The organism is Streptomyces sp. NPDC051243 (assembly GCF_044455405.1).
Classification (GTDB): domain Bacteria; phylum Actinomycetota; class Actinomycetes; order Streptomycetales; family Streptomycetaceae; genus Streptomyces.
The window spans coordinates 244,043-265,083 of record NZ_JBITES010000012.1 but is presented as its reverse complement, the minus strand read 5'-3'; the positions used below and the strand labels follow the sequence as shown (position 1 = coordinate 265,083).

Below are 21,041 nucleotides of genomic sequence, written 5' to 3'. Positions count from 1 at the left end.
TTTCCATGGGTGGGGGGAGTTGCGGGGGATTACCACGCCCCCAACGTGAGGACGTGGTCTTCTCCGGCGACGAGGTCGAGCGGCTGCGTGTCGCCGTCGCCGCCGGATGAAGTCCGGAGTTCGACGCGGACGGTGCGGGACGGCTTCACGACCGCCGTCGCCCCGTCGCGCGTCCAGGTCAGGTCGACCTCCGCGCCGAACCGCGTGCGTACGCCCCGGAGGCGGCCCTCCGGGAGGATGGGGGGCAGTGCGGGCAGCAGGACCAGGCGGTCCGGGGTCGACTGCACGAGCATCTCGATCAGTACGGCGGGCAGGGTGTGCGCGGCGTCCGCGTTGTAGACGTCGCGGTGGGGGTAGTGCGCACTCATCAGGGAGGCGTGGAAGAAGTCGCCGCCCAGGACCTGGTCGAGGGCGTGGGCGACCCGGTCGCCGTCCCTGAGGCGGGCCGCGATCAGGGCGTGGTGGAGGTGGCCGTGCGCGGAGTCGTTCTCGGCGCCCCGCAGTTCGAGGGCGCGGCGGGCGGCCGCCGCGAGGTCCGGGGTGTCGTACGGGGTGATCTCGTCGAGCGGCCAGACGCCGTAGAGGTGGCTGAGGTGGCGGTGGTCGTAGGTGTCCGTGAGGCCCGGCCAGGCCCATTCGGCGAGGGCGCCGTCCTCGTTGATCCGGTGCGGCGGGAGGCGGTCGGCGAGGGCGCGCCAGCGGTCGGCGTCCGGGGTGTCCGGGTGGTAGTCGGCCGCCGTGCACAGGGCGTGGCGGGCCGCCGAGAGGTCCATGGCGGCGTTGATCGTGCCCCAGCTCGCGTTGGCCGGGCGGTTCTCGGGTGAGTAGGAAGGGACGACGACGAGGTGGCCGTCGGCGTCGGTCCGGGTGAGGAAGTCCTCGTAGAACTGGGCCACTTCGGCGAGGACGGCGGCGGTGCGCGGGTCACGGTCGCCGCGTGTCTCGTCGTGGTCGACGAGGGGCTTGAGCAGCCAGTCGGCGCCGGCGGTCCACAGGTGGAGGGGGTACTCGCGGTTGAAGTGGTAGATGTGCCCGGACTCGCCGTCGGTGTGGGCGGGGGCCACGACGCCACGGGTGCCGAAGATCGCGCGGGCGTTGGCGCGCCAGTGGGCCAGCTGGCCGTGGATCAAGGTGGCGTGGGCCTCCGTGACCTCCGGGAGCGCGGCCGCGGCGGCCGACGCGGTCTGGAGGTTGAGGTTGGCGTCGGTGGTGAACGCGCCCGACCACGCCGTGTTCCAGTCGCCGGTCCACAGGCCGGTGAGGCGGGGCGGGAGCATGCCGGAGGCGGACAGGAGGTGGTAGCGGCCGGCCGCGAAGAGGCGTTCCAGGAGGGCCGGGCTCTTGGGGCGGCTGAGCAACTCCGAGCCGGGCAGGGCGCGTTCGGCGGGTTCGGCGGCCAGGTCGAGGGTCACGCGTTCGTAGGCGGCGCGGTGGAGAGGGGTGTGGCGGTCGAGGAGGTGGGCGTACGCGCCGGACTCCGAGACCAGGTCGCGCAGGGCGTCGGCATGGGCCGCCGTGTCCAGTTCTCCGGTGTGCCGCACCACCCGGGTCAGGAGGAGGACGGATGCAGCTCCGGTGACGCGGGCGCCCGGCGGGACGAGCGCGGTACGACCGCCTGCCGGCACGACCAGGGTCATGCCGGTGTAGGCGCGGTCGCTGTCGGGGTAGCGGACGCGGAGGGTGAGGAGGGCCCCGTCGGAGGCGCGGACAATGCTCTGGCCGACCCCGAGTGCGGCGGGGGCGCCCGGGAGCCGGTGGTCGAGGGTGACGACGAGGTCGGCCGCCTCGACCTGCTGGACGATGACGTCGTCCGCGCGGGAGACGAAGACCTGGCTGCTCCAGCCCGCGCACTGTGCGTGCGCGACGCCGATGGTGAAGTCGACGGACCGGCGGTAACCGGAGGCGTCGGCGGCAGGGCGGCGCAGTCTTATCCGGAACGCGGGGTGGAAGGGCTGCACCCACTGCAGTTCCCGCCCGTCGGTGAAGCGCTCGGCCGCCGTGACGTCTCCGGCGAGCAATCTGTCCTGGAGCGAAGGGAGTTCGGCGGCGAGGGCGGGGGGACGGGCGTGTTCGCCGCCGTTGGGGCGGAGCAGGGTGTGGTGGTTGACGATCACCTGGTCGTCGTTCGGATCACCGAACACCATGACGCCGTGCCGGCCGTTCCCGCTCAGGAAGGCGTCCTCCCAGCGGGTGGCGGGGGCGGGTTCCCAGGTGCCGCGCACGGGGGCGGTCGGCTCGGACGCCGGGGGTCTGGGGCCGGGACTGCGGGGGATGCTCGTACGTCTCATGGCGCCAACTCCAGCACAGCCACCCCGTACCGGCCCAATTCCACGCTGTCGGCGACGTCCGCGCCGGTCAGCAGGTCGCGGTGGCGGCCCGGTACCGGCACGGTGACGCCGTCGCGACCATGGTTGAGCAGGAACAGCAGCCCGCCCCGCCGTACGGCCTCCACCCCGGCCGGGAGCCCGGCGAGGGTCGGCCGTACGCCCGCCTCGGCGGCGATGTCGGCGAGCAGCGTGCGCAGCGCATGCGGCTCGGGGAGGGTCGAGACGTACCAGGCTCGGCCCTTGCGCAGGACGGCCGGGAGTCCGTCCAGCTCGCCGCCCTTGTAAGGGATGACGGCGTCCACGTCGTCCGCCGCCTCGATCTCCTCGGACCACAGCGTGCCGTGGAAGCCCTCGACGTCGGCCTTCTCGCCCGCGTCGAGCGGCCACCACTCGTGCAGCACGCGGATGCCGAACAGCTCGCGCAGCCGTAGGTCCATCCCACCGGGACGCACGCGGTCGTCCTCGTCGGCGACACCGGTCTGGAAGCCGGCGACGAGGGTGCCGCCGCCCCGGACGTAGGCGACGAGGTTGTCGACGGCAGCGTCCGTCATCAGGTACAGCTGCGGGACGACGACCAGCTTGTACGCGGACAGGTCGTGCTCGGGGTGGGCGAAGTCGGCGACAGTGTGCGCCTCCCACAGGGCGCGGTGCCAGGCGCGGACGACCTGCGGAAAGTCGACCTCACCGGAGAGCTGCCCGTCCTGCCGGCTCGCCCACCAGGCGTTCCAGTCGAGGAGTACGGCGACCTCGGCGGCCTCGACCCGAGTTCCCGTCACCTTCTCGCTCAGCAGGGCGAGTTCGGCACCGATCCGCTTGACCTCCTGGAAGGTACGGCCCCGCTCCCCAGCGTGACTGACCATCCCGGAGTGGAACTTCTCCGAGCCCTGCCGGGACTGCCGCCACTGGAAGTAGCAGACGGCGTCGGCGCCGCGGGCCACGGCCTGGAGGGACCAGAGGCGGTTGAGGCCGGCGGGCTTGGGATGGTTGACCCCGCGCCAGTTCACCGGCCCGGCGGCCTGCTCCATCACCATCCAGGGCCCGCCGCGGGCCTGCGAGCGGGTCATGTCGTGGACCAGGGCGCCGTACTGCGCGCCGAACGGATCACGCGGGTCCGGATAGATGTCGATCGATACGACGTCCTCCTGCCCGGCCCAGGTCCAGGCGTCCAGGCCCGGCCATACCGCCATGAAGTTGGTCGTCACCGGGATGTGCGGGCTGTGCCGGGCGACGATGTCGCGCTCGGCGAGGTAGCACTCCAGCAGCGCGTCGGACGTGAACCGCTTGAAGTCCAGCACCTGCGTGGGGTTCTTCATGTAGTGCGCCCGGCGCGGCGGCAGGACCTCGTACCAGTCGCCGTAGCCCTGGCTCCAGAAGGCGGTCCCCCAGGCCTCGTTGAGGACGTCGAGGGTGCCGTACCTGGCCTGGAGCCAGCCGCGGAAGGCGTCCTCGGCCTCGTCGCCCCAGTCGTAGGTGCAGTACTCGTTGTTGATGTGCCACATCCGCAGGGCGGGGTGGTTGCCGTAGCGGGCGGCGAGGTCCTCGGTGATGGCGGCGGCGTAGCGCCGATAGGTGGCGCTGGAGTGGGAGAAGTGCTGGCGGGAGCCCCACCACTCGGTGCGCCCGTCCTCGTCGCGCGGCAGTGTCTCGGGGTGCAGGCGCCCCATCCACGGTGGCGGCGAGGAAGTGGGCGTGGCGAGGACGACACCGATGCCGCTGTCGTGCATCAGGTCCATCAGCCTGTCCAGCCAGCCGAAGTTCCGCTCCCCCGGCCGGGGTTCGAGCCTCGCCCAGGAGAAGACGCCGAGGGTGACCGAGTTGACGCCGGCCTCCTTCATCAGCCGGACATCCTCGTGCCAGGTCTCCTCGGGCCACTGCTCGGGGTTGTAGTCGCCGCCGAAGAGGATGCGGCCGCGGGTCGCGTCACTGAGACCGGGCATCAGGCAGGGTCCCCGTACTGGATGCCGCGCCCGTTGGTGCCGAGGTACACGCGACCGTACACGCGCGGGTCACCGGTGATCGTCTCGCCGGTCCAGCCCCACTGGTGCTGGTCGTCGTTGATCCGCACCCAGGTCTTGGCCTCGTCGTCGGAGCGATGGACGCCGATGACGGTCTCGGTGGAGCCGACCATGTAGATCGCGGGGTAGCCGGCGCCGTCGGCGGCCTTGCCGAAGCCGAGCGTGTGGGACGACGAGGCGCTGGTGACCTTCGTGAAGCTCGCCCCACCGTCGGTGGACCGGTACAGCCCGTTCCCCTTCACGCTCAGCCACAGGTCACCGGAGCGCTCGGGCGCTGCGACGAGCTCGAACTGACTGTCTCCGGAGGGCAGTCCGGTCGCCTGCGCGGTGAAGGTCGCGCCGCTGTCCGTGCTGGCGTGGAGCGTGCCCGTGTCGGTGTCGTAGGCGTAGAAGCGCGTCGGGTCGGCCGGGTCGGCGACCGGCGTGGCGCCCTTCGGGAAGGAGGCGACCTCGGACCAGGTGGCGCCGTTGTCGGTCGAGCGGTATCCGGGGTTCGCCGTGCCGAAGGACCACAGCAGGACGCTGCCGTCGGCGCTGGTGGCGATCGGACCCGGCGCGTCCTTGGCGACGGCGGGCTGCGCCTCGAAGGGTGCCCAGATCTTGCCGCCGTCGTTGGAGTAGGCGCCGTTGGCGTCGTTGCTCCAGCCCGCCCGGACCACGTACGACGGCTTGGCCGCGGCCTGCGCGAGTCCCATCGCCGACCCGAACACGGGGTTCGCCGCCATGCCGCGCGACGGAGACGCCGTGAGCTGCTCGTGGTACATCACGCCGATGTCCCCGAGACCGCTGATCAGGTGCGCCTCGCCGACCGGGGGCGAGATCAGATGGCGTACGGCCGTCTCCTCCAGGCCGCGGATCTGCGGGGCCCAGTTCTTCAGATCCCGGGTGCCGTAGAGGGTGGCGCCCGTGCCGTAGACGATGTGCCGGGAGGCGAACGGGTCGAGCGCGAGCGCTTGAATCCACCAGCCGAACTTGGGCTTGTCCGCGCCCCACTTGAGGTACGGGGTCTCGGAGACGTCGAAGACAGCCGTGTCCTTCAGAGAGGTCCAGGTGCGGCCGCCGTCGGTGGAGCGGAAGACGGTGTCGATCGCGGCCCAGCGGTTGTTGGTGGAGACGACGACGGTGCCGGGGCGGCGGGCGTCGACGGCCACGCCGCCGTAGCCGAAGGTGTCGGCCGAGCCGTCGGGCGCGGTGCCGCCCGGCTTCACGGGGGTGACCTCGGTCCACTTGCCGTTGGCGGTGCAGAGCTTGTGCACGCTGCCGTTGGACTGGCCGTTGGGCCCGGGTGCGTCGGCGTACGTCACGTACAGCTCGCCGGTGTACTGGTCGAAGGCGGCGCGGATCGGCACCTTGGCGGCGGTGCCGGTGGGCCGGCCGGGGACGGCTTCCCAGGTGGTGCCGTCGGCTGTGCGGTAGAGGTTCGGGGAGGTGCCGTCGCCGTCGCCCCACCCGGCGTAGACCGTGCGGCCGACGGCGAGGAGGAAGGTGATGCCCTGGCCGGTGGCGCTGGGAGTCGCCGGGAAGCTCACGGCCTGCCAGGAGGCCCCCCGATCGGTGGACTTGAGCAGCCCGTCGTGCCGGGTGCCCAGCCACAGGGTGTCGCTGCTGCGCGGGTCGACGAGCAGCCGCTCACCCGTGCCCCGGCCGTCCTCGTTCGCTCCGAGCTTGACGGTGAGGTCGGTGCGCTTCCAGGTGGCGCCGCGGTCCTCGGAGCGCAGCACGGCACCGTTGCCCGCCCAGGACTGCGTGTAGGTGCCGAGGGCGAGGTAGAGCCGGTTCGGGTGGGCGGGGTCGACGGCGATCGCCTCGACGCCGAGCAGGTTCCAGTCGTCCCAGCCTAGGTGGTCGGTCAGCGGGGTCCAGCGGCCGAGGCGGTCCTCCCAGCGGTAGGCGCCGCCGATGTCGGTACGGGCGTAGGCGAGGCCCCGCACGGAGGGGTGGAAGAGCACGCCGCTGATGAATCCGGTGCCGCCGATGACGACGTTGCGCCAGCGGTACGCCTGAGCGGCGGCCGTGGGCTCCGCGGCGTGCGCGGGCCCCGCGAGGGACGGGAGGGCGGTGGCCGCGGCGGCGGCCGCGGTCCCGGCGAGAACCGCTCGTCTGCTCGGGCGGGACGCGTGCATGACATACCTCATTTCTGTGCGGCTCAGGGGAGGGGAGAGTGAGGGCCGCCGCGGCGGGCCGCTGTGCAGAGCAGGCCGGCCGCGGCAGCGTCGGGGGGCGGCGCGGGCTCAGCCCTTGATGGCGCCGGTGAGCATGCCCTTCTTGAAGTGCCGCTGGACGAAGGGGGAGGCGACCGCGACGGGGATCAGCGCGAGGACCATGACGGCCATCTGCAGTCCCAGCGCGGAGAGTTGACCGGTGCGGACCGCCTGCTGGAGGCCGCTGGGGGCCTCGGTGTTCTTCTGGACCAGCTGGATGAGCACGTTCTGCAGCGGCATCATCTGCTGGTCGGTGAGGTAGATGGAGGCGTTGAACCAGGCGCTCCAGTACCCGACCGCGTAGAACAGGGAGATGACGGCCAGCACCGCCCGCGACAGCGGCATGATGATGGTCAGCAGGATGCGCAGGTCACTGGCCCCGTCGATGCGGGCGGACTCGGTGAGTTCGGGGGAGATCCCCATGAAGAAGGCCCGCAGCACCAGGATGTTGAAGACGCTGACCGCACTCGGCAGGATCAGGGACAGATAGGTGTCGGTGAGGCCCAGTGACTGCACCAGAAGGTACGTCGGGATGAGGCCGGCCCCGAAGAACATGGTGGCCATCATGGTCATCAGGAAGAACCGGTGGCCCACAGTGCCCGGCCTGGACAGCCCGTAGGCCGCGAGTACGGACACCGTCATGGAGAACAGCGTGCCGAAGAGCGTGACGCCGACCGAGACCATGATCGCCCGGCTGACCTGGCCGCCGCTGAGCAGTTCCGTGTAGTTGACGAAGGTGATGCCCTGGGGAATCACGACCAGGCCGCCGACCCGGTCGATCACCGGTTTGGGCGAGAGGCTGGTGACGATCACGATCCACAGCGGCCCGAGGACCCCCAGACAGCACAGGGCCAGGAACGCGCCCTTGGCGGTGAGTCCCACCTTGCTGGGCGGCTCCTCCCACACGGGGCGGGCGGGAGCCTTCAGGCTGCGGATGAGTGTCGTGTTGAGGCTCATTTCTTGTACACCCCCTGCTCGCCGAGCAGGTGCGCGACCTTGTTCGCACCCAGGACGAGGCAGACTCCGATGACTCCCTTGACGAGGCCGACCGCGGCCGCGTAGCTGAAGTCGCCGTTCTGGATGCCCATGTTCCACACGTAGGTGTCGAGGACCTCGCTGGCTCCCGCACCGACCGCCCACCGCTGGAGCAGGAACTGCTCGAATCCCACGCTCAGCGCGTCGCCCACCCGCAGGACCAGCAGCAGCGCGATCACCGGGCGCAGCGCGGGCAGCGTGACATGCCACATGCGTCGCCAGCGCCCCGCGCCGTCCATGGCGGCGGCCTCGTACAGGTCGGTGCTGACGGCGGACAGGGCGGCGAGGAAGACGATGATCCCCCAGCCGGCGTCCTTCCACACGGCCTGCGCGGTGACCAGGTACTTGAAGAGGTCCGCGTCGGTCATCAGGTCGAAGCCGCTCCACCCGTGCTTCTCCAGGGTCTGGGCGATGATGCCCGCGCCGCCGAGGATCTGCTGGAAGACGGTGACCACGAGGACCCAGGAGAAGAAGTGGGGCAGATACATGATCGCCTGCGCCACGGCCCGCACCCGGGGCCGGATCACGCTGTTGATGACCAGCGCGAGGGCGATGGGGACCGGGAAGAACAGCACCAGTTGCAGCACGAACAGGACGACGGTGTTCTCCGTGGCGCTCCAGAACAGCGGGTCGTCCAGCATCCGCGAGAACTGCTCCACGCCGACCCAGGGGCTGTGGAAGATCGCCGTGATGCCGTTGCCGGCGGCGTACGGGTCGTAGTCCTGGAAGGCGACGACGTTGCCGAGCAGCGGGACGTAGTTGAAGATCACGAGCAGGACGATGACGGGCAGGGTCATCAGGATGAGCGCGCGGTCGCGGCGCCACCGGACCCGGAAGGGAACCTTGCCCGCCTTGCCGGCCCCGCGCGGCACGCTCTCCTTCACGGTGGCTGCCGCGACCGCGGCCGTCGGTTCCTCGACGGCCGCGGGGGGACGTGTCCCGTCGGGCCTGCTCCCGGCCGTGAGGGACATCAGTTGCCACTGCCGTTCTTGTCGAGGAGCTGCTTGTACCAGTCGCGCAGCTTGTCACCGCCGGAGGACTTCCAGGTGGAGATGGCCTGCTGCACGTCGGACAGCTTCTTGTTGCCGCGCACGAAGTCGATCTCCAGCTGCTCGAACTGGCTGGCGAGGGTGGCGTAGCGGCTCGGCTCGACGATGTTCATGCCGTAGGTGGACGTCTTCTTGACGAAGGCACCCTGCCGCTGCTGCCACTCGACCTGCTTGCGGGCGATCTCGGGGAAGTCGGGGTGGGCCAGGTAGGGAGCCGGGGCCGCCAGCAGCACCCAGGCGTTGTTCACCTCCTGGACACCCCGGTCGTTCTTGACGGGGACGCCGTCCGTGACCGTGTAGTGGGTGCCCTCGACGCCGTAGTCGACGAACATCCGCTCCTTGGTTCCGTAGGGCGCCGCCGCGAAGTTGGCGGCGGCCAGCGCGTTCTCGATCGTCTCCTTCGAGGCGCCCTTGCGGATCATCGACCAGATGGTGGCGGGCTGGCCGGCGTACAGCGTCGGGGTGCCGCCGTCGGCGCCGAAGTAGTCCATGCCGTCGATCTCGAAGTCGGGGTTGGACTGGGCCTGTTCGGCGGTCATGCCGTACCAGCCGGACATGTCGCTGTTGCCGACCAGGGTCTGCCCGGAGGTGAACCGCCGGGTGGGATCGCCCGTGTTTGCTTTGTCGTCGGGATGAACCACACCGGCGGCGAACAGCTTGCGGACCCACTCCAGATGTTCGAGGTACTCAGGATGCTCGATGCGATACGTCAGCTTGCCGTCGCCCCCGATGTTCCATCCGAGCGACCCGGCAGGCTGGACACTGAAGAAGCCTGCCGCCGACCACCTCATGTCACCACAGGCCCACACCTTGGCCTTGGCGCTGGTGGCCTCCTTGGCCCAGCTGAGGAACTCGTCGGCCGACTTGGGGACGGTGTACCCCTTCTTGTCGAAGACGTCCTTGCGGTAGAAGGGCACGATGTTGGGTACGGGGGCGGCGGGCATCGGGATGCCGCGCAGCGCGCCGCCGAAGATGCTCATGCGCCAGGCGTCGGAGGGGATCGCGGCCAGGTTCGGGTACTTCTTGACCTTGTCGCCCGCCAGATAGGGGCCGAGGTCCATGAACTTCGCGGTAACCGCGCTCGAGATCTTGCCGACCAGTTCCCAGCTCGGCACGACCACCATGTCGGGTATGGAGCTGGAGGCGAGGACGGCGCCGAGCTTCTCACCGTAGGTGTTGCCGTCCTGGTTCTGCCAGGTGATCTTGGTGCCGGCGACCTCGTCGAGTGTCTTGTAGTAGGGGTTTCCGGGCTTCGGCGGGGTGCCCCAGAGCGGAGACATGATCTTGAGGGGAGCGCCGGTACCGAGCTTGTCCGGGACGGAGGCGGCGAGAGCCGCGAGGTCGATCTTGCTGGTGTAGCCGGCCGCGGAACCGTTCTTCGAGGGGATGTCCGGTTTGGCGATCGTGCTGGCGACATAGGTCGGGATCAGCTTGTCGGCTTCCTTGCCCGATGTGGCTCCTTCACGCTTCCCACTGTCCGATCCGCCGCAGGCAGCGAGCAGTGGCATCCCTCCCGCCACCGCTGCGGTGGCGACCGCCGTGGAGGCGAGGAAGCTTCTCCGGCTCGGTCCGGAGGAGGCGGAGGCGGCGTTCGGCGTCATTGCGTCAACCCTTCGTGGCGCACCTGGACACCCGGCGGTGGGCCGTCGGCTGCGGTGTCGTAAGTGGAACTGGCTGAGCTGAAGCGATTCTTCGACCTCTGCGGCACGACTTTCGTAGTCGAAGCGCTTCGATGTTGCTGCGAGGTTAAGTGAAGCCCAGTGGGCGCACAAGGGTCGTTCCCAAGATTCCTGTGAGGCCCGGGAAGGGACCTTTTCTTATGCACCGCTTGAAGTCATGGCGCCGATCCCTTGACACCCGCCCTTGCGCCGAATGAGCATCGAAGCGCTTCGAAAGCATTGAACCGATCCATCGCAAAGGGATCCCCACGTGACCGCAAACACGCCGCCCACGCCGCCTTTCCGCGATCAGCGACTGCCGTTCGCGAAGCGCATCGACGACCTTCTGTCGCGGCTCACGCTCGACGAGAAGATCGGCTTCCTGCACCAGTTCGTCCCCGCCGTCGAGCGGCTCGGCATCGCGGATTTCCGCACCGGCCAGGAGGCGCTGCACGGCGTGGCCTGGATGGGTCCGGCCACCGTCTTTCCCCAGGCCGTCGGCCTCGGCGCGACCTGGAACACCGATCTCGTACGACGGGTCGGCGAGGCCGTCTCCAAGGAGACCCGCGCGATGCGCGCCCGCGACGACCGGGTGGGCCTGAACGTCTGGTCCCCCACCGTCAACCTGCTGCGCCACCCCCTGTGGGGCCGCAACGAGGAGGGCTACTCGGAGGATCCGAAGCTCACCTCGGCCATCGCCACCGCCTACACCCGCGGCCTGCGCGGCGACCATCCGACGTACTGGCGCACCGCGCCCGTCCTCAAGCACTGGCTCGCGCACAACAACGAGACGAACCGGGACACCACGTCCAGTTCGGTGCGCCCGCGCGTCCTGCACGAGTACGACCTGCGCGCCTTCCGCGAGACGGTCGAGGCGGGCGCGGTGGCCGGGGTGATGCCGGCGTACAACCTGGTCAACGGCCGCCCCAACCACGTCTCCCCGTATCTGCGCGAGCAGTTGCGCACCTGGACCGACGACGACCTGATGGTCTGCTCGGACGCGGGCGCGCCCTCCAACCTGGTCGATTCCGAGCACTACTTCGACACTCATGAGGAGGCCACGGCCGCCGCGCTGCTGGCCGGTGTCGACAGCTTCACCGACCACAACACCGACAACTCGAAGATCACCGCACGGGTGCGCGGGGCCCTGGAGCAGGGCCTGCTGACCGAGTCGGACATCGACACGGCGGTCCGCCGCCAGCTCTCGGTGCGCTTCCGCCTCGGCGAGTTCGACCCGGAGTACGACCCGCACGCGCCCACCAGGGACTTCGACACCCCGGCCCACCGGGCCCTCGCCCAGGAGGCCGCCGAGCAGGCGGTCGTCCTGCTCAAGAACAGCGGCGGCCTGCTGCCGCTCGCGCCCGACACCCGGATCGCCGTGGTGGGCGTGCTCGCCGACGAGTGCAAGCTCGACTGGTACAGCGGCACGCTCATCCACCGCTCGACCCCGCTGGAGGGCCTGTACGAGCGGTTCGGCACGGAGCGGGTGGAGTTCGCGGAGGGCGTGGACCGGGTTCTCCTGAAGACCGCTGCCGGTACGTTTCTTCACGTGCCCCCCGCCCCGGAGGCCGCCGACATGGTGCGTGGCGCCGAGGGCGCCCTCGACCCTGCGCTGCTGACCGGCCGTACGGATCTCCCCCCGCTGACCACCGACTCCACCGGCACCGAACTCGCCCTGGTCGACTGGGGCGAGGACGTGCTGACCCTGCGCGCCCCCGACGGCCGCTACCTCTCGGTCGCCGAGGACGGCTACCTCCGCGCCTCCGCCGACCAGCCCGGAGGCTGGTTCGTCCAGGAGACCTTCCGCCTGGAACCCCACGAGAACGGACACCTCCTGCGGCATCTCGGCACGGGCCGGCATGTCTCCGTCGCCGCGGACGGCGTCAAGGTTGCCGACACGAACCCGGAAATCTTCGAGCTGACCGTCGTCGAGCGCGGCGACGAGGCGGTGACCAGGGTCGCGACCGAGGCCGACGTGGTCCTGGTGGTCGCCGGCAACGACCCGCACATCAACGGCCGTGAGACCGAGGACCGTACGACGCTTGCCCTCCCCGCCCACCAGGAGCGCCTGCTGCGCGCCGCCCGCGCGGCCAACCAGAACACGGTGCTGGCGCTGGTGTCGGCGTACCCGTACGCGGTCGACCCCGCCGCCGCCTCGGCGATCCTCTGGACGGCACACGGCGGCCAGGCGGCCGGCCCCGCCCTGGCCCGGATCCTGGCCGGCGACGTCTCCCCCGCCGGCCGCCTCCCGCAGACCTGGTACGCCGACGACGCCGACCTGCCCGACCTCCTCGACTACGACGTGATCGGCGGCCGCCAGACGTACCTGTACTTCGAGGGAACCCCGCTGTTCCCGTTCGGCCACGGCCTGTCGTACGCGACTTTCTCCTACGCCGACCTGAGGACGACGGTGGACCGCGATGCGGTGGCGGTCTCCTTCACGGTCACGAACACCGGCGACGTGACGGCCGACGAGGTCGCCCAGCTCTACACCCGCGCCGTGAACCCGGCGGTGCCGCGGCCGCGCCGTGAGCTCGTGGCGCACAGCCGGGTGCGCCTGGAACCCGGTGAGCAGCGGGAGCTGGCCTTCGAAGTCCCCCTGTCCTCCTTCGACTTCTGGGATGTGGCCCGCGGCGGATGGCGCCGGGAGCCGGGCCCGTACGAGCTGCTGGCGGGTGCCTCCAGCGAGGACATCCGCCTGCGGACGACCGTGATCCTGGACGGTGAGGCGGCAACGCCGCGTCCCGTCCGGGAACGGGGCCTGGACGCGGCCGACTTCGACGAGCAGAACGGCGTCGCGATCGTCGACCTCACGAAGACGTCGGGCGACGCGGTGACGACGGCGCAGGGCAGGTCGGGCGAACTGGTCTACCGGGACTGCGACTTCGGTGACGGCGTGACGGAGGTGACGGCGACGGTGTCCGGCGAAGGGGCGGTCGACATCTCGCTGGACGGGGGCCCGGTGCTCGCCGTACTGACGTCGCCGGCGCCGGATGCCGGCCCGTACAGCTACACGACCGTGCGGGCCGGGATCATCGCCGAGGGCGTCCGCGACCTCCACATCGGACTGCGCGGCCCGGTGCGGCTCGCGCGCGTCGGCTTCTCCGGTTGAGGGTCCGGACGAGGCCGGCACATGGAAGGGGCCCGGCACCGGAAGGCATCGGTGCCGGGCCTCTTCGAGAATCCTAGCTGAAAATGGTTCCCATTAGCTAGGGGTGGTTCGGGGTCGCTCAGAGCGCGAGGCCGGTGAGGACCATCACCCGCTCGTAGGTGTAGTCGTCCATCGCGAACTTCACGCCCTCGCGCCCGACACCGGACTGCTTGGCGCCGCCGTACGGCATCTGGTCGGCGCGGTAGGAGGGGACGTCGCCGATGACGACACCGCCGACCTCCAGTGCCCGGTGGGCCCGGAAGGCGGTCTGCAGGTCGTGGGTGAACACGCCCGCCTGGAGCCCGTACTTGGAGTCGTTGACGGCGGCGAAGGCGGCGGCCTCCCCGTCGACCTTCTGCACGGTGAGGACGGGTCCGAAGACCTCCTCGCAGGCGAGGGTGACGTCGGACGGTACGTCGGTGAGGACGGTCGGCGCGTAGGAGGCGCCGTCGCGCTTGCCGCCGGTGAGGAGGGCGGCCCCGGCGGCCACGGCCTCGTCCACCCAGGTCTCGACGCGCTTGGCGGCGTCCTCGCTGACCAGCGGCCCGACGTCGGTCGCGGCGTCGCTCGGGTCACCGGTGACCTGGGCCTCGACGGCGGCGACGATACGCGGCAGGAGACGGTCGTACACGGACGCGTCCGCGATCACCCGCTGCACGGAGATGCAGGACTGGCCGCCCTGGTAGTTGGAGAAGGTGGCGATGCGGGTCGCGGCCCAGTCGAGGTCCTCGTCGGAGGCGAAGTCCGCGAGCACGACCGCCGCGCCGTTGCCGCCCAGCTCCAGGGTGCAGTGCTTGCGCGGCACCGAGTCCATGATCGCGTAGCCGACCGTCTCGGAGCCGGTGAAGGAGATCACGGGCAGACGCGGGTCCTGGACGAGCGCGGGCATCCGGTCGTTGGGGACCGGGAGGATGCTCCAGGAGCCGGCGGGCAGCTCGGTCTCGGCGAGCAGGTCACCGATGATCAGCCCGGAGAGCGGGGTGGCCGGGGCGGGCTTGAGGATGATCGGCGCGCCGGCCGCGATGGCCGGGGCGATCTTGTGGGCGCACAGGTTCAGCGGGAAGTTGAACGGCGCGATGCCGAGCACGACACCCTTGGGGAAGCGCCGGGTGAAGGCGAGGCGCCCCTGACCGCCGAGGTCGGTGTCGAGCCGCTGGGCCTCACCGCCGTTGAACCGGCGGGCCTCCTCGGCCGCGAACCGGAACACGGAGACGGCACGGCCGACCTCGCCGCGGGCCCACTTGACGGGCTTGCCGTTCTCGGCGGAGATCAGCTGGGCGATCTCCTCGGTCCGCTCGGCGAGCCGCCGGCTGACGTGGTCGAGGGCGGCGGCGCGCACATGGGCCGGCGTGGCGGCGAACTCGTCCCGTACGGCGTACGCGGCGGCCACGGCCTCCTCGATCTGCGCGTCCGTCGGCACGCTCACCTTGCCGACGACCCGCCCGTCCCACGGGGAGGTGACATCGAAGCTGGGCTCGCCGCTGACCTGGCGGCCGGCGAGCCAGAAGGCGTGGGTGGAAGTCATAGTGGAGTCCCGGCCCTTCCGCGTTGGGGGTGTCCTGGTGTGTCGTGGTCCACGGTAGGGGTGCGGGGGCGGCGGGACGTTTGTCCGGGGTGTAGTGGTGAGGCCCGAGGGTGCACCGATTTGGCGGAGTACCGCGGGGGGACTCGGCGGAGGACCGCTGGAGCTACCGCCGTCGGGCAGGAGTGCCCCGGCTCAGGAACAGCCACAGCAGGGCGAGCAGCACCGCGCAGAGGCACCAGCTGGCCACCACGTCCAGTGGCCAGTGGTAGCCGCGCCGGACCAGTCCGAAGCCGACGCCGAGGTTGAGGGCGGCGCAGATGACGAGGAGGGCTCGGCGGGCGGGCAGGGAGCTGAGCCACGGGAGGAGCAGCATGGTCGCGGCCCCGTAGGCGACGGCGGCGGTGGCCGTGTGGCCGGACGGGTAGTAGCCGGTGCCGGGTGGCACGACCGGGGTGCCGGGGCGGTCCGTCAGTTCCTTGAGGGGGACTATCAGAGCCGGGACCAGAGCCATGAGGACGGCGGCCGCGGCGGCCGGCCACCACCAGTGGTCTGTACCGGCACGGCGTCGGGTCCGCCAGGTGACGTACGCCAGGACGGCGCCCAGCACCGGCACAGCGACCTGCACATTGCCCAGGTCGGCGAGGAGTTCGGAGCGGCGGTCCGGGTGGATCAGGGCCCGGCTGGCCGCCTCGTCGAGGCCGACCAGCGGGCCGTCGGCCACCACCTGCCAGGTGATGAGCGCGAAGAGAAGGGCCGGAAGCCCGAGAAGGAGGGAGAGGGAGGTCGGCCGCCCCGGAACAGGGGGGGTGGTTCCGAGGCGGCCGTCCGGATCGGATGGTCGCGCGCCCCGGGGGGTTTGGGGCGGGCGACTGTCCGATCGGTGAGGAGATCCGGAGCCGGAGGCCCCGGTTGTGTGCGCGAGGGCACGACCAGGTCGAAGCTGGGGAGGCCTCGGCCTGATGTCACCCAGAGTCCCCTCTGGGCGGGGTGTATCTCTCATCTGGTTAGAACCTACGACAGGGCGACGGCGTAAGACAGGCGGAATCGCGTCCTGACATCCACCTCGCACACCTTCTTCACACGCTCTGACGGTAGCCGCCCCAGCCCCGGAACCGCGAGCGGTGTCGGAGCTGGGGCGGATGGGGTTCCCCGTGCGGGGACCCGTCGCTCACCAGTGGTTTTGCTGTGACCTCAGATGCGGGCGAAGGCCTGCTCGATGATGTCGAGGCCCTCGTTCAGCAGGTCGTCGCCGATGACCAGCGGGGGCAGGAAGCGCAGCACGTTGCCGTAGGTGCCACAGGTCAGGACCAGCAGTCCCTCCTGGTGGCAGGCCTTGGCGAGCGCGGCGGTCGCCTCCGGGTTCGGCTCCTTCGTCGCCCGGTCCTTGACCAGCTCGATGGCGATCATGGCGCCGCGGCCACGCACGTCGCCGATGATCTCGAACTTCTCGGCCATTGCGGTGAGGCGGGCCTTCATGGTCGCCTCGATGCTCTTGGCCCTGGCGTTGAGGTCGAGCTCCTTCATCGTCTCGATGGAGCCCAGCGCACCGGCACACGCGACCGGGTTGCCGCCGTAGGTGCCGCCCAGGCCGCCCGCGTGCGCGGCGTCCATGATCTCGGCGCGGCCGGTCACGGCGGCGAGCGGCAGGCCGCCGGCGATGCCCTTCGCGGTCGTGATGAGGTCCGGGACGATGCCCTCGTCCTCGCACGCGAACCACTGGCCGGTACGGCAGAAGCCGGACTGGATCTCGTCCGCGACGAAGACGATGCCGTTGTCGGCGGCGAACTGGTGGATCGCCGGCAGGAAGCCCTTGGCGGGCTCGATGAAGCCGCCCTCGCCGAGCACCGGCTCGATGATGATCGCGGCGACGTTCTCCGGGCCGACCTGCTTGGTGATCTGGTCGATCGCCTGCGCGGCGGCCTCGGGACCGGCGTTCTGCGGACCGGTCGGCCAGCGGTAGCCGTAGGCGACCGGCACGCGGTAGACCTCGGGCGCGAACGGACCGAAGCCGTGCTTGTACGGCATGTTCTTCGCGGTCAGCGCCATCGTGAGGTTGGTGCGGCCGTGGTAGCCGTGGTCGAAGACGACGACGGCCTGGCGCTTGGTGTACGCACGCGCGATCTTGACGGCGTTCTCGACGGCCTCGGCGCCGGAGTTGAACAGCGCCGACTTCTTGGCGTGGTCACCCGGGGTGAGCTCGGCCAGGGCCTCGGCGACGGCGACGTAGCCCTCGTACGGCGTGACCATGAAACAGGTGTGGGTGAAGTCGGCGAGCTGCGCGGTGGCCCGGCGTACGACGGCCTCGGCGGACGCGCCGACGGACGTCACGGCGATGCCCGAGCCGAAGTCGATGAGCCGGTTGCCGTCGACGTCCTCGATGATGCCGCCGCCCGCACGCGCGGTGAACACGGGCAGCACGGAGCCCACGCCCTGCGCGACCGCGGCGGTACGGCGGGCCTGCAGCTCCTGCGACTTCGGGCCGGGGATGGCGGTGACGACGCGGCGCTCCTGAGGAAGTGCGCTCATAAGGGGCTCCTGGGGTGTTACGGACGCTTGTCTTCTCTTTTCTCGCAGGCTAGGGCGGGGAGCGAGGGGTGGGCATGCTCCATGTGGGCGTTGTCAGCGGCGCCGCTTGTCCGTGGTGGACATAGCGACCCGGACCGGCTTGGCGCCACCGGGGACCGAGACGACGCAGGGTCCCTCGGGACCGCCCGCCAGCCACAGGCCGGTCGCCCGCTCGTCGACGTACACCCGGAACGGGCTGGGCGTCAGCGTCCGCCCCTCGGCCTTGATCAGCTGCTGCCTGCCACGGCTGCGGATCTCGCAGCCGACGGGGCGCCAGGGGTGCTCGGCCAGCGTGCGGGCCGTGCGGCGGGTGGCGACGACCAGGTAGATGTGGAACGGCAGGAGCGTCACCTCGAGCAGCGCGCCCATCACGACCAGCCCGATCATGTCGTGGCCCTCGTCGGCGACGATCTCGGCGATCTGGACGGCGAGCACGGCGGGCCAGACGATGAGCAACGCGGCGATCCGGGTGAACAGGCGGCGGCGCAGCACGCGCCGCGTCGCCGGGTGGGAGAGCGCGCTTTCGGAGGGGTCCGGGCGCGGGATGTCCGTCCGGTCGAGGTCGTCCGGCAGCAGGCTGTGCCGGAGATAGCGATGGCGCAGGCGGCGGGGTGCGTCCTCCGTGGTGCGGGAGGCGGCGATGACGACCTGGTCGTCGAGGAGGCCGCAGTACCAGAGCCGGGCGATCTGGGCCCTGCGGTCCGCGGGGGCCTTGCGGTCCATGCGCCGGCTCCACCACAGGGGCGCATGGATGATCAGGGGCAGTCGGCGCCGGGGGTTGTCGGGGTCGGGGACCTCGAACCAGGCGTCGTTCACGTTCCGGGCCCTCGCGTGGCCCGAGAGGCCGTGCCGCGGGTCGTCCACGGTGCGCCACGGGTGGGCGCGCAGAAGACGGCGTACGCGCCAGGCGTTGGGGAGCTCGGCGAGCAGGTGGAGGGGCATGCCTATGAACGAGGCGACGAAGAACAGCACGGTCAGCAAGGCCACCCGCTCGCGCACCGCGACGGTCGTTGCGGAGTACCAGGTCCACCATGCGGCGCACACCCCGACGATCAGCAGGCTCCGCCCCGTCTGGCGCCACCACGCCCGCCGGGTGGCCGCGTCGTCCCAGGCGACGCCCGAAGTTCCGGTCAAGTCGTCTCCTGTGATGGGCAGTTGATCGGTCACCGGGGAGTCTCCGTCTCCTGTTCCGCGCGTCTGGGGCCGGCCACGACGATATCCGGAGCATCTCGGTCCGCTGCGTCGGCCGTGTAAGCGGTGAACTCCCCAGGGCAGGGCGTTAGATTGACTCGCTGATGGTGGATGGCACGGATGGAACGGCTGGTCAGGGGGCAAGGGCGATGGACAGCGACGGGACGCAGGACGCGCGGGGCACGCACGCGACACCCGTGCCACGATCACGCTCCGCTGTGCCGCCGATGCCATCGCTGCCGCCGGGCGTTGACGGGTCGGCGTTTCTGACGTGGCTGCGGGCCCCGCGGCCGGACGCGGCACCGGGCGTGTGGCGGTTCGGGCATGTGCCCCGGCCGGATGAGGAACCTGAAGAGATTCCGACACTGCAGTTGCTGAGCGGGGCGCTGATCGCCTTCTTGGTGGGGTGGTTGATCTGGTCCTTGCTGTACAACGGCTATCTGGGCGGTTGGTGGTTGCTGCCCCTGACTGCGATGACGGCTTCGTGGACGGAGCCCCATTCCTACGCACGTGTGGTGTTCGGCAACGCGTGGACCGCGATTGTGGCACTGGGCATCCTGGTCAGTGTCGGCCGACTCGGCCGCTGGGGTGAGGTGTGGCGCCGCTTCGTCGCCCCCCACCTCCGACGCAGGGAGCCCCAACAGGCACCCCCGACCACCCCCGAGCAGGACCCGGCGTCTTGGCCCGCGCTGCGCGCCGCCGGGGCCTCCGACGCCGCCGAGCGGCTCGCCGCCGACGCCCGTTCCGGGCAGATGCGCGACGTCGACTACGCGCGGATCGCCCGTGCCTGGCAGGGCGTGCGCAGCGGGCGGCACGATCTCGCGACCTTCAGCGGCGCCGTGCTCAGGGACGGCGCCGCCGCCTGTCTGCACCCGTCGGGCGAGCGCGACCTGCCCGCCCGGGTCGCCCGGCACGATCTGGTCAGCGGTCAGGTGCGGCTGGGCACGACCGCCGACGATCCGCGCAATCCGTACGCCTATCGCGGCACCGGCCTCGGCCTCGGCCCCGACCTGCTCGGCACCTCGCTGCTCGCCGTCGGACCGGCCGGGTCCGGCAAGACGGGGACCGTGGTGCGGCCGCTGGCCGAGTCGCTGTGCCTGCACGCGCTGGCCGGGCGGGCCGCCGTGGTCGTGGTCGGCGCGGCGGGCGCGGGGCTCGGACCGGCGGACGCGTACGACGTCGTCGTACGGATCGGGGATCCGGACTCCGTCTACGACCTGGACCTGTACGGCGGCACCAGCGACCCCGACGAGGCCGCGGCCGTGCTCGCCGAGGCGCTCGTCGGTGACCTCGCGGACCCGCATCCGGGCAGCGACAGCCGCCGCTCGACGACCGTGCTGGCCCAGCTCCTCGGACCGTTCCGGGCGGTGCACGACCGTTTCCCGTCCGTGCCGGAGCTGCGGCAGCTGCTGGACGGCTCGCCCGGGGCGCTCGGCGCGCTGCGTACGGCGCTGGAGGGGTCGGGGCAGGAGTCGCTGCTGCGGGAACTGGACGCGCGCGAGCGGCAGTTGGGGCATCCCGGTGATGTGTCGGGCGTGCTCGCGGACCGGGTGGCGCTGCTGGACCGTCCCGCGTTCGCGGGCTTCTTCGACACGTCCGGGCAGTCGCGGCCGTTCTCGCTGAAGGCCCTCGACCACCCGGTCCGGGTCCGCATCGACCTGCCCGCGCGCGGGCACGCCGAGGCCTCGCGGATGCTGGCGCGGCTGGTGCTGGCACAGTTCACCGCGAGTGTGGCGGTACGGGAGGACCGGTCGCTGTTCGCCTGCCTGGTGCTGGACGACGCGACGGGGGTCGTGACGCCCGAGGCCGTACGGGGCATCCAGCGGCTGCGGTCGGGCAATGCGGGCGCCGTGCTCACGCTGCGCACCCTGGACGACGTACCGAGGCCGCTGCGCGGGCCGCTGCTCGGGGCCACCGGGTGCCGGATGGCGCTGGCCGGGGTCACGCCGTGGGACGGGCAGGACTTCGCCGAGGTGTGGGGCAAGGAGTGGACCGAGGCGCGGGACGTCACCGACCGGCAGATCATCGCCGAGACGCCGGCCGGGAAGGCGGTGCACGCGCTGCGGCGGGTGATCACCGGCAAGGCCCCCACGGCGCGGGCGGTGACCGTGCGGCAGGTCGAGCGTGAGCGCTGGTCGGCGTCCGAGCTGGCGCACGGGGTGCCGCCGGGACACGCGGTGCTGTCGCTGACCAGCGTCCAGGGCGAGCACGCGCCGCCGCTGCTGGTGGATCTGCGCGGATGAAGTGACGGGCCGACCGTACGGTGAGGCAGAATCGTTACAGGCCGTTCATACACTGCGGCCAAAGATCACGACGATCACCTC

General features: G+C 71.1%; 12 protein-coding genes. 2 read left to right on the top strand and 10 right to left on the bottom strand.

What is annotated here, in order from left to right:
* Positions 1-29: 29 nt before the first annotated feature.
* The 6 genes from ACIBAG_RS30210 to ACIBAG_RS30185 all read right to left on the bottom strand — a co-directional run bounded on the left by ACIBAG_RS30210 (position 30) and on the right by ACIBAG_RS30185 (position 10,228).
* The gene (locus ACIBAG_RS30210) at positions 30-2,288 is read right to left on the bottom strand and encodes a glycosyl hydrolase family 95 catalytic domain-containing protein (RefSeq protein WP_399109289.1); all 2,259 of its coding nucleotides are present in this window, start codon (positions 2,286-2,288) and stop codon (positions 30-32) included.
* On the bottom strand, positions 2,285-4,264 hold the full coding sequence (locus ACIBAG_RS30205) for a beta-galactosidase (RefSeq protein ID WP_399109287.1): 1,980 nt from the start codon (positions 4,262-4,264) through the stop codon (positions 2,285-2,287). The genes ACIBAG_RS30210 and ACIBAG_RS30205 overlap by 4 nt, the downstream gene beginning before the upstream one ends.
* Complete coding sequence (locus ACIBAG_RS30200) at positions 4,264-6,465, bottom strand: 1,4-beta-glucanase (RefSeq protein WP_399109285.1); 2,202 nt, start codon at positions 6,463-6,465, stop codon at positions 4,264-4,266. The genes ACIBAG_RS30205 and ACIBAG_RS30200 overlap by 1 nt, the downstream gene beginning before the upstream one ends.
* A 108-nt stretch (positions 6,466-6,573) precedes the next feature.
* On the bottom strand, positions 6,574-7,500 hold the full coding sequence (locus tag ACIBAG_RS30195; RefSeq protein WP_399109284.1) for a carbohydrate ABC transporter permease: 927 nt from the start codon (positions 7,498-7,500) through the stop codon (positions 6,574-6,576).
* Positions 7,497-8,549: an ABC transporter permease gene (locus ACIBAG_RS30190; protein WP_399109282.1), complete on the bottom strand. Its 1,053-nt coding sequence runs from the start codon at positions 8,547-8,549 to the stop codon at positions 7,497-7,499. Before ACIBAG_RS30190 ends, ACIBAG_RS30195 begins: the two co-directional genes overlap by 4 nt.
* On the bottom strand, positions 8,549-10,228 hold the full coding sequence (locus ACIBAG_RS30185; RefSeq protein ID WP_399109281.1) for an extracellular solute-binding protein: 1,680 nt from the start codon (positions 10,226-10,228) through the stop codon (positions 8,549-8,551). The genes ACIBAG_RS30190 and ACIBAG_RS30185 overlap by 1 nt, the downstream gene beginning before the upstream one ends.
* Before the next feature lie 328 nt (positions 10,229-10,556).
* On the opposite strand from ACIBAG_RS30185, the gene ACIBAG_RS30180 reads away from it, so the two are divergent.
* Entirely contained in the window at positions 10,557-13,397 is a 2,841-nt protein-coding gene (locus ACIBAG_RS30180) for a glycoside hydrolase family 3 C-terminal domain-containing protein (protein WP_399109279.1), read from the top strand.
* 118 nt (positions 13,398-13,515) lie between these two features.
* Here ACIBAG_RS30180 and ACIBAG_RS30175 read toward each other — a convergent pair whose 3' ends face one another.
* The 4 genes from ACIBAG_RS30175 to ACIBAG_RS30160 form a co-directional block, all read right to left on the bottom strand.
* Entirely contained in the window at positions 13,516-14,961 is a 1,446-nt protein-coding gene (locus tag ACIBAG_RS30175; RefSeq protein WP_399109278.1) for an aldehyde dehydrogenase family protein, read from the bottom strand.
* A 163-nt stretch (positions 14,962-15,124) separates the two neighbouring features.
* Positions 15,125-15,931 (bottom strand): phosphatase PAP2 family protein, encoded by an 807-nt coding sequence (locus tag ACIBAG_RS30170; RefSeq protein ID WP_399109429.1) that lies wholly within the window; start codon positions 15,929-15,931, stop codon positions 15,125-15,127.
* 221 nt (positions 15,932-16,152) lie between these two features.
* The gene (gene gabT / locus ACIBAG_RS30165; protein ID WP_399109276.1) at positions 16,153-17,487 is read right to left on the bottom strand and encodes a 4-aminobutyrate--2-oxoglutarate transaminase; all 1,335 of its coding nucleotides are present in this window, start codon (positions 17,485-17,487) and stop codon (positions 16,153-16,155) included.
* 93 nt (positions 17,488-17,580) lie between these two features.
* Entirely contained in the window at positions 17,581-18,660 is a 1,080-nt protein-coding gene (locus ACIBAG_RS30160) for a hypothetical protein (RefSeq protein ID WP_399109275.1), read from the bottom strand.
* Positions 18,661-18,866: 206 nt separating this feature from the next.
* Here ACIBAG_RS30160 and ACIBAG_RS30155 point away from each other — a divergent pair, with 206 nt between their 5' ends.
* Positions 18,867-20,960: an ATP-binding protein gene (locus tag ACIBAG_RS30155; RefSeq protein WP_399109274.1), complete on the top strand. Its 2,094-nt coding sequence runs from the start codon at positions 18,867-18,869 to the stop codon at positions 20,958-20,960.
* Positions 20,961-21,041: the final 81 nt, after the last annotated feature.

Coding starts and splice junctions, on each gene's coding strand:
- ACIBAG_RS30210 (WP_399109289.1), bottom strand. CDS start 2,288: ATGAGACGTACGAGCATCCCCCGCAGTCCCGGCCCCAGACCCCCGGCG.
- ACIBAG_RS30205 (WP_399109287.1), bottom strand. CDS start 4,264: ATGCCCGGTCTCAGTGACGCGACCCGCGGCCGCATCCTCTTCGGCGGC.
- ACIBAG_RS30200 (WP_399109285.1), bottom strand. CDS start 6,465: ATGCACGCGTCCCGCCCGAGCAGACGAGCGGTTCTCGCCGGGACCGCG.
- ACIBAG_RS30195 (WP_399109284.1), bottom strand. CDS start 7,500: ATGAGCCTCAACACGACACTCATCCGCAGCCTGAAGGCTCCCGCCCGC.
- ACIBAG_RS30190 (WP_399109282.1), bottom strand. CDS start 8,549: ATGTCCCTCACGGCCGGGAGCAGGCCCGACGGGACACGTCCCCCCGCG.
- ACIBAG_RS30185 (WP_399109281.1), bottom strand. CDS start 10,228: ATGACGCCGAACGCCGCCTCCGCCTCCTCCGGACCGAGCCGGAGAAGC.
- ACIBAG_RS30175 (WP_399109278.1), bottom strand. CDS start 14,961: ATGACTTCCACCCACGCCTTCTGGCTCGCCGGCCGCCAGGTCAGCGGC.
- gabT (WP_399109276.1), bottom strand. CDS start 17,487: ATGAGCGCACTTCCTCAGGAGCGCCGCGTCGTCACCGCCATCCCCGGC.
- ACIBAG_RS30155 (WP_399109274.1), top strand. CDS start 18,867: ATGGACAGCGACGGGACGCAGGACGCGCGGGGCACGCACGCGACACCC.